Source organism: Actinocrinis sp. (genome assembly GCF_035938995.1).
GTDB lineage: Bacteria > Actinomycetota > Actinomycetes > Streptomycetales > Catenulisporaceae > DASZGI01.
In genome coordinates, this window is the sequence record NZ_DASZGI010000219.1 from 1 (window position 1) to 8,204 (window position 8,204).

Genomic DNA, 8,204 nt, shown 5'->3' on the forward strand with positions numbered 1-8,204 from the left:
TTGCCAAACTGCGCAAGCAGCGCCACCCGTCCACCGCTGCCACGGACGGTCGGCGCCGCAGCACGCCCCGATCTCTGCGCCCGCCACGAGCACCGCGCAGGGACGAACCCTGAATCACATCGGGCACCAGCACGTCCCTACGAAGGGATTCCCACCTTGCTCCCCACGTCTCTGAAATCCCGCGCCGCCCGCAGGCTGGCGACGCTCGCCGCGCTCGCGCTGCTGCCGCTGACCGCGAGCACTCTGCCCGCTTCGGCGGCCACGACCATCACCAACGGCGGCTTCGAAACCGGCAACCTGTCCGGCTGGACCGCCACGGGCCCCGCCACCGGCGTGACCACCAACGGCCCGCATTCGGGCACCTACGCCGCGATGCTCGGCTCCACCTCGCCGACCAACGGCTCCTCCAACATCGCGCAGTCCTTCACCGCACCCACCGGCGGCGGCACGCTGTCGTTCTGGTACGACGTGATCTGCCCCGACACCGTCCAGTACGACTGGGCTACCGCCACTCTCAAGGACACCACCTCCAACACCACTGTCACCCTGCTGGCCAAGACCTGCGTCGCCAACTCGGGCTGGAAGCAGGTCAGCCGGGCCGTGACCTCAGGGCACAACTACACCCTGACCCTCACCAGCCACGACGACAACTATCCCGGCGACCCGACCTACACCAAGTACGACGACGTCGTGCTCACTCCGGCCTCTAGCACGAACGACTTCTCCCTTTCGGTAAGCCCGACCTCTGCTTCGGTCACCCCGGGCAACTCCGCCAGCGCGACCGTGTCCACCGCGGTCACCTCAGGCAGCGCCCAGACCGTCGCGCTCTCGGCCTCCGGCCTGCCCAGCGGGGCGTCAGCGTCCTTCAACCCGGCGTCCGTCACCGCAGGCGCCTCCTCGACGATGACCGTCACCACGTCGTCGAGCACACCGACCGGCACCTCCACGATCACCATCACCGGCACCGGGGCCTCGGCGACCCACACGGCGACGTTCAGCCTGACCGTGGGCTCGTCCGGCGGGATCACCCTGACGCAGGTAAGCACGGACCCGTACACCGACACCGACGCCCAGCACGCCACCGAGGTCGAGCCGGATACCTTCGTCTTCGGCTCAACGATCGTCTCGGCGTTCCAGGTCGGCCGGGTCTTCGGCGGCGGCGCCTCGAACCTGGGCTGGGCCACCACCACAAACGGCGGTGCGACCTGGAGCCACGGCTACCTGCCCGGCATCACGGTCAACGACGGCGGCACCAATTCACAGGTCTCTGATGCCGCCGTCGTCTACGACGCCAAGCACGGCGAATGGCTGATCGTGGGACTGCCGATCGACTCCTCCGGCAACGCCGCCGGCGTCACCGTCAACCGCTCCACCGACGGACTGACCTGGCAGAACGCCACACAGGCGGTCGGCTTCGACGGCCAGGGCTACGACAAGCAGTGGGTCACCTGCGACGACACCACCACCAGCCCCTTCTACGGCAACTGCTACATCGAGGTCGACATCACCTCCTCAGGCAACGCCGAGTCGATGGCCGTGTCCAGCGACGGCGGAGTGACCTGGTCCGCGCTGCGGCATCCCGCGGACAACCCGTCCGGCCTGGGCGGACAGCCGCTGGTGCAGCCCAACGGCAACGTCGTCGTGCCCTACTCCAACAACGGCAGCGACATCCGCTCCTTCACCTCCACCAACGGCGGAGCCAGCTGGAACGCCAGCGTCGAGGTCTCCGCCGTCACGGCGCACACCGCCAACGGCAACCTGCGCGACGGCGAGGGCCTGCCCAGCGCGGAGGAGGACGCCACCGGGACGATCTACGTGGTCTGGCAGGACTGCCGCTTCCGCTCCGGCTGCCCGTCCAACGACATGGTCATGTCCACCTCGACCAACGGCACCACCTGGACCGCCGTCACCCGCATCCCGATCGACGCGACCACCAGCACCGCCGACCACTTCATCCCGGGCCTGGGCGTGGACCGCGCCACCTCGGGTAGCACGGCAAAGCTGGGCCTGTATTACTACTTCTACCCCAACGCCAACTGCACGGCCTCGACCTGCCAGCTGGGGGCCGGGTACATCTCCTCGGCCAACGGCGGTTCGACCTGGAGCGCGGCGCAGACCATCGCAGCGCCCTTCAGCCTGTCGCAGATCGCCAGCACCAGCCAGGGCAGCATGGTCGGCGACTACATCTCCGCCAGCGTCCTGAACGGCAACGCCTTCGCCCTGATCGCCGTGGGTAAGGCGCCCACTAACGGCCAGTCCTTCGACGAGGCCATGTACACCGCCGGCGGCCTGGCGGTCACCGGTGGCGCCGCGCACGCGGTCACCGGACCGATCTACGGCGGCCCCGGCGCCATGACCGGACCGGTACCGCATCTGCGTACTGCGCGATAGCGCGAAGCAGTAATTGAAATAGCACACAGAACTCGGCGGCTCCCGAACCACACGGTCCGGGAGCCGCCACCTAGTACAAACGCGCCCCGGCAGGCTGCCGGGGCGCGCCTGCTCGCGTAGCCGCTAACGTCAGCCCGCTGCGATCTGCTGGTAGATCCAGGAGAAGATCACGTCGGTGCGGCTGGTGGTCTCGAGCTGGTCGTGCGGGCAGTCCGGCCCGCTGCTCTCCACCGACACCAGGATTCCGGCCGTCGTGCCGACCGGCTTGAAGTACGGCGCGCCCGAGTCGTAGAGGCACGCGCTCGTGTACGGAGACGGGTAGACGCCGTGAACGCCGATCGTGTCGGTGTCCACCTCGCCCACCGCGACGGTGCCCGTGTTCAGCACAGTGCCCGGCGTGGCGTTGACGTCCGTGGTCGCGCCCCAGCCGGCCAGTTCCAGCTGCTCACCGACCTGCGGCGGGATCGGGTCGACGACGAGCGGCACGATGTCGGTGATCGGCGCGGACAGCTTCGCCAGCGCGATGTCGTTCACCGCCGACTGCCGCACGTCCACGATGCTGCGGGTCTCGCCCGGCGAGGCGGACAGGTTGACGGTGCCGAGCGTCGCGGTCGTCGGGTAGAGCGGCGGGCCGCCGACCCGGACGCGGTTCACATCGTGGAAGCAGTGCCCCGCGGTGATCACCCAGAGCGGCGAGATCAGCGCGCCCGAGCACGCGCTGTTGTAGTGCGAGCCGTCGGGCCGCGGGATGTTCGTCATCGTGAACTTGACGGCGAACGGGTACTCCCCCGGCGAGGCGGGTGTTCCATCGGCGACGGCACCGGCCGGCGCGACGGACAGCAGTGCCGCTGTCGCCGCGCCGACGGCCAGGGCGACGAGTCGGGCCGCCGTTTTTCTTCGCATGTGGTTACTCCCGTATGTGCAGGGCACCTCTTCGGATGCCTACGCGAGACAGTAGCGAAGATCGCCACGGTGTGGCGCACGTCGTACGCTGCGCCGGCGTCGCCGCATTCGGCGCAGAACACGGAGTCACGCATACGGCGGCGCGGCTCCGCTTCTCGTGCTTGCATGAGATGAGGGAGGGGTATCGCCACTGATATAGGGAGGTATCGTGGCGCGTCGGCGCTTGGGGCGGAGCCGGTTAAGCATTTTCGTCAGCCGTTGGTCGGTCACTCAATGGATCATGTTCGGGGTCCTGATCTGGGCCGTGCTCCTGGCCGCGGCGATTCTGCTCTCCCTGCCGTTCACCCGGCGGGAACTCTTCCTGACCGTCGCGGGCGAGTTCATCGCGACGAGCATCATGGCGATCCTGGTCGGACCGGTCTTCAAGAAGGCCGTCGAATCGTTCACCGCGCTGCGGGCGCACGTGGAGGCCACGGCGGGTGAGTACTCGTCCTTCCCCGACGTCGGCACCTATTTCACCAAGCTGGCCGCCGCCCGCAGCCACATCTGCATCCTGGACACATTCAGCTTCCTGATCGAGCCGGCGCACGCCGCCGAGTTCCGCGCCGCCGTGACCAGGGCGCTGCGCAAGAACGTCCATGTTCGCATCCTGCTGGTCGCACCCGACTCGGAGGCCGCGGCCGCCCGCCGCAAGACGCTGTCCGAGGGCGAGGCCGGCGTGCCGACCGAGGTCTTCGACGAGAACCTGGCCAGCAACCTGTCGACGCTGTCGCAGATGCTCGCCGACCGGACCCGTGACGCGGCGGGCAGGCTGGAGGTCAAGCTGTACAAGGTCGATCCGGCCGTCACGTACCACCGGATCGACGAGACCGCGCTGATCTCCTTCTACCCGGTCGGCGCCCGCGCGGAGCGCAGCCCGCAGCTCGAGGCGACGGTGGCCAGTCCGTTCGGCTCGATGGTCGACCGGCGCTTCGAAGAGATCTGGCACGACCTGGAGTCGATGCCGCTGCTCGACTACTACACCTGCACCGTCCACGTCCGGACCAACGGCCAGGCGCAGAGCTTCCGGCAGATCGGCTTCGTCCGGATCGACCAGGATCGCTTCCTCGCGACGCGGGACTTCGACCTGGTGTCGGCCGTCTTCAACAGCAGAGAGGCCTCGGTCACGTGGACCGACGACGGCTCCGAGCTGGACTACCGCGTCGAGCACATCGACGAGGGACCGGCCCGCGCGCAGGTCCATCGGGCGGCCGTCGAGAAGTACGGGGAGCGGCGCGAGGCGCGCCAGTATTTTCTCCTCATCCCGCGCGACGGCAGATGAACGCCGATTCGGTCAATCTTCGTCGAACGGCAACAGTGTGAAGGCGTTCGCGCCCCAGAGCGGCCGCAGCACGCGGAGATGTCTCTGCTCGAGTGTGAGCAGCCGCGTGGTGCGATAGCGATCAGCGAGCACGACGTTGGACACGTCGGCGACGCCGATGTAGTCGTCACGGTGGGCGGTCGTTCACCGGGTGACGGTGGATCGCAGCTGACGCCGCAGCACGTCCGGCGCCTGCACGAGCGAAGGTCCGTACCACGTCAGATGTCGACCGCTGACGAGTGCGCAGGGCGTGCCGGGGAACGATTCCGGCCCGTCGTCCGCGGTGAAGCGGTATGGCTCGTCCGGTAGCACCACCAGCTGCGCACCGGCTGCGCGTAGCTCCGGCAGCGCGATGGCGGGGTACCGCTGCGGATGGTCGTCGAACATGTGGCGCACGCCCAGGCGCCGCAGCACGTCCCCGGCGAACGTGTCGCGGCCCAGCACCATCCACGGCCGACGCCAGATCGGTACCACTGCGCTCACCGACTCCCCCGCATCGACCGTCTTTACCGCGGCCCACGCCTCCGCCGCGCGGTCCAGCCATTCTGGACGCGGCAGAACGCAGGCTTGCGTGAGCAACCGATCGAGGGACGTCAGGGCCTGATCCACAGTGCGCACCTCGGTCACCCACACCGGCACTCCGGCCGCGCGCAGTGCGTCCAGGTCGGGGACGCGGTTCTCCTCCTCGTTGGCCAGCACCAGATCCGGGCCGAGGGCTACGATCCGCGCTACATCAGGGTTCTTCGTCCCGCCGATTCGCTCCGCCGCCAGATCGGGCGGATGCGTGCACCAGCCCGTGACCCCGACCAGCAATCCCGGCTCTGTGGACGCGACGGCTTCGGTGAGCGACGGAACGAGCGACACGACGCGCCGCACGCGCCCGAGCTCCACGACAGAACCCTGATCGTCGCGTTCCCGCCGCACCCCTGCCGCACCTCCTCGCGTTCAGTCGATGGGCGGCCTTTGGGTTTCAGCGCTTGCGCAGACGCAGGCTGTCCCAGCTCGCGTCGGCCGTCCATCCGCCGTCTACCGGCAGCGCCACGCCGTTGACGAATCCGCTCGCCGCCGGATCGGCCAGGAACGCCACGGCCGCCGCGATGTCGTCCGGGGAGGCGAAGCGGCCCATCGGCACCCGGCCGACGATGTCCTCGTCGGTGTAGCCGCCGGACGCCTGGTCGGCCTCGTCCATCTCGGTCTTGACCCAGCCGGGGCACACCGCGTTGACCCGCACGCCGCGCCCGCCCCACTCGGCGGCGAGGGTGCGGGTCAGGCCGATCAGCCCGTGCTTGCTCGCGTTGTACGCCGCGCGGTCCGAGACGCCGTGCAGACCCGCGATCGACGCGATGTTGACGATCGAGCCCGTCCCGGCCCCGAGCATCGCGGCGCCGATCGCCCGCGACAGCAGGAACGGGCCGGTCAGGTTGACGTCCAGCACGCGCCGCCACTGCTCGGCCGTGGTGTTCTCGGCGGGGACGAGCAGCGAGACGCCCGCATTGTTGACCAGTGCGTCGACCTGGCCGTATTCGGCGAGCACACGGTCCGTCAGATTGGCCGCGTACTGCTCGTCCGAGACGTCGCCGACCAGCGCGAACGCCGTCGCGCCCTGCTCGCGCACGGCGTCGAGCGTCTCTGCCGGCACGCGCAGGTCAGCCAGCGCCAGCGAGTATCCGCGCCCGGCCAGCACCTCGGCGACGCGCCGCCCGATGCCCTGCGCCGCCCCGGTCACGACCGCAACCGCACTCATGCGCGCCCCCGCTCAGCCTGACGCCGCCGAATCAACATTGCTCGACGGTATCGCGGCTGTTGATTCGCCGCCGCTTCCACCGGCGAGCTCGTGTGCGGGGCGTCCCAGACTGCTCAGTGTGAGACGAGGTACCGCAGGTACACCACGCCGTTGTCGAACCTGCGCTCCTCGCGAAGCTCAAGATCGACACGGACCTGGTCAGGGAAAAACCGGGTGCCGCCCCCGACGATCACCGGGTAGGCGAACAGCCGGACCTCGTCGACCAGCCCCGCGCGGAACGCGTGGACCGCGAGCGTGGGTCCACCGATGCTCAGGTCGCGCTCGGCCCCGTCCTTCATCGCGCGCACGGCCTCCGGATCGAACGCCCGCTCGATCCGGGTCCGCGCGCTGCTGACCGTCTCCAACGTCGACGAGTAGACGATCTTGTCGGCGGCCTGCCACAGCTTGGTGAAATCGGCCAGCAGCGGCTGGTCCGGCTCCGCTTGAAAGGTCTCCCAGTACTCCATCGTCTCGTAGAGGCGCCGACCGTACAGGTACGTCCCTTGCGGCCGCTCCAACTCGTTGACGAAGGCGAACACGTCGCTGTCGGGCTCGGCCCAGTCGAATGCGCCTTGCCCGTCGTTGATGTAGCCGTCGAGCGACGCCAGTGCGGTGTAGATCAGCTTGCCCATCCGGTCCTCCTCGTCTCGATCGCACACTACAACCGACGGCTGACGAGACAGACGGATGACGCTGACAGGGTCATACCAGATCGATGAGCACCTTTCCGACGGCACCGTCCTGCACGGCGCGGTGCGCGTCGGCGGCGCGCTCGAGAGGGAAGCGGTGCAACGGCAGGCCCGCCTCCGCTCCGGCGCGCAGCGCCCCGGCAGCGACCGCGGCCGACACGTCGGCGACCGCTGCGTCCTTCTGCGCTGTGCTCACCATGTAGACGAGCACGCCATGCCAGGCGAGGTTTCTCACCTGGAGCTGAGACGCGGGCAGGGACAGCGTCTCATCGGACTGCGTGACGGCGTAGTACGCGACTGTCCCACCCAGGGCGAGCACCGCCAGGTCGAGCTCGGCATTGCGGGCCGGGGCGACCTCGACGATCAGGTTCACTCCGTCCGGAGCGAACTCGTGGATCTGCGCCGCGGCGTCCTGGTCGCGGTAGTTGACCACGCGGTGCGCCCCGGCCGCCGCAGCCAACGCTGCTTTCTCGGGGCCGCTCACCGTCGCGGCGACGCGCGCGCCTGCCCACCGGGCCAGCTGGATCGCCGCGTTTCCCACCGCGCCCGCGCCGCCCGCGACCAGTACCGTCCGCCCGTTCAGCGCCCCGGGCGCCAGGCGAGAAGGTCCGCCGTCGGCCAGCGTCAGTGCCCGGTGCGCGGTCAGCGCGGGAATCCCGAGGCTTGCGCCGAGTTCCAGCGAGGCGTCGTCGGGCAATGCCACAGCCTGTCGCGCGGGGATCGTCACGTAGTCCTGCGCGGTACCGTCAGAGCGCTGAAAGTGCGCCTCCCACACCCACACCCGCTCGCCGACCCGGCCGGCGTCGACCCCGGGCCCGACCGTGTCGATCACTCCGGCGCCGTCCTGGTTGGGCACCTGCGGCTCCTTCACCGGGCCGCGGCCTCCACCCTCACGCGCCTTCCAGTCGGTCGGGTTGACGCCGGACACGTGCACACGCACGCGCACCTCGCCCACGCCGGGCTGCGGCACCGGCCGCTCGACCAGGGTCAAGACCTCAGGACCGCCACGCGCGGTGTATTCGATCGCTCTCATACCCGGTGACAAGACCGGCCGCCGCACCGCCTATTCCCCTGTGCC

The 8,204-nt window shown here is 69.4% G+C and carries 8 protein-coding genes; 2 read left to right on the forward strand and 6 right to left on the reverse strand.

Features of this window, described 5'->3' with window-relative positions; genetic code table 11:
- The first annotated feature begins 156 nt into the window (after window positions 1–156).
- Window positions 157–2,391 carry a hypothetical protein gene (locus VGZ32_RS15540; protein WP_326886748.1) on the forward strand — a complete coding sequence of 745 codons (2,235 nt, stop codon included), beginning with the start codon at window positions 157–159 and terminating at the stop codon, window positions 2,389–2,391.
- Between the two features lie 129 nt (window positions 2,392–2,520).
- Here the strand turns inward: VGZ32_RS15540 and VGZ32_RS15545 are convergent, their stop codons facing one another.
- Entirely contained in the window at window positions 2,521–3,294 is a 774-nt protein-coding gene (locus VGZ32_RS15545) for a S1 family peptidase (RefSeq protein ID WP_326886749.1), read from the reverse strand.
- Window positions 3,295–3,574: 280 nt separating this feature from the next.
- On the opposite strand from VGZ32_RS15545, the gene VGZ32_RS15550 reads away from it, so the two are divergent.
- Window positions 3,575–4,615, forward strand: a complete 1,041-nt coding sequence (locus VGZ32_RS15550; protein WP_326886750.1) for a hypothetical protein — start codon at window positions 3,575–3,577, stop codon at window positions 4,613–4,615.
- 12 nt (window positions 4,616–4,627) lie between these two features.
- On the opposite strand, the gene VGZ32_RS15555 is transcribed toward VGZ32_RS15550, so the two are convergent.
- The 5 genes from VGZ32_RS15555 to VGZ32_RS15575 form a co-directional block, all read right to left on the reverse strand.
- Entirely contained in the window at window positions 4,628–4,759 is a 132-nt protein-coding gene (locus VGZ32_RS15555; protein ID WP_326886751.1) for a hypothetical protein, read from the reverse strand.
- Between the two features lie 39 nt (window positions 4,760–4,798).
- Window positions 4,799–5,545, reverse strand: coding sequence for a helical backbone metal receptor (locus VGZ32_RS15560; RefSeq protein WP_326886752.1), 747 nt, complete (start codon window positions 5,543–5,545; stop codon window positions 4,799–4,801).
- A gap of 79 nt (window positions 5,546–5,624) precedes the next feature.
- Window positions 5,625–6,398, reverse strand: coding sequence for an SDR family NAD(P)-dependent oxidoreductase (locus tag VGZ32_RS15565; protein WP_326886753.1), 774 nt, complete (start codon window positions 6,396–6,398; stop codon window positions 5,625–5,627).
- Window positions 6,399–6,511: 113 nt separating this feature from the next.
- Entirely contained in the window at window positions 6,512–7,069 is a 558-nt protein-coding gene (locus VGZ32_RS15570; RefSeq protein ID WP_326886754.1) for a dihydrofolate reductase family protein, read from the reverse strand.
- Between the two features lie 70 nt (window positions 7,070–7,139).
- Window positions 7,140–8,159: an NADPH:quinone reductase gene (locus tag VGZ32_RS15575; RefSeq protein WP_326886755.1), complete on the reverse strand. Its 1,020-nt coding sequence runs from the start codon at window positions 8,157–8,159 to the stop codon at window positions 7,140–7,142.
- Window positions 8,160–8,204 lie beyond the last annotated feature (45 nt).

Bases quoted from the DNA above. Each gene is read 5' to 3' on its own strand.
- VGZ32_RS15545 (WP_326886749.1), bottom strand. From the start codon at position 3,294: ATGCGAAGAAAAACGGCGGCCCGACTCGTCGCCCTGGCCGTCGGCGCG.
- VGZ32_RS15550 (WP_326886750.1), top strand. From the start codon at position 3,575: ATGTTCGGGGTCCTGATCTGGGCCGTGCTCCTGGCCGCGGCGATTCTG.
- VGZ32_RS15565 (WP_326886753.1), bottom strand. From the start codon at position 6,398: ATGAGTGCGGTTGCGGTCGTGACCGGGGCGGCGCAGGGCATCGGGCGG.
- VGZ32_RS15570 (WP_326886754.1), bottom strand. From the start codon at position 7,069: ATGGGCAAGCTGATCTACACCGCACTGGCGTCGCTCGACGGCTACATC.
- VGZ32_RS15575 (WP_326886755.1), bottom strand. From the start codon at position 8,159: ATGAGAGCGATCGAATACACCGCGCGTGGCGGTCCTGAGGTCTTGACC.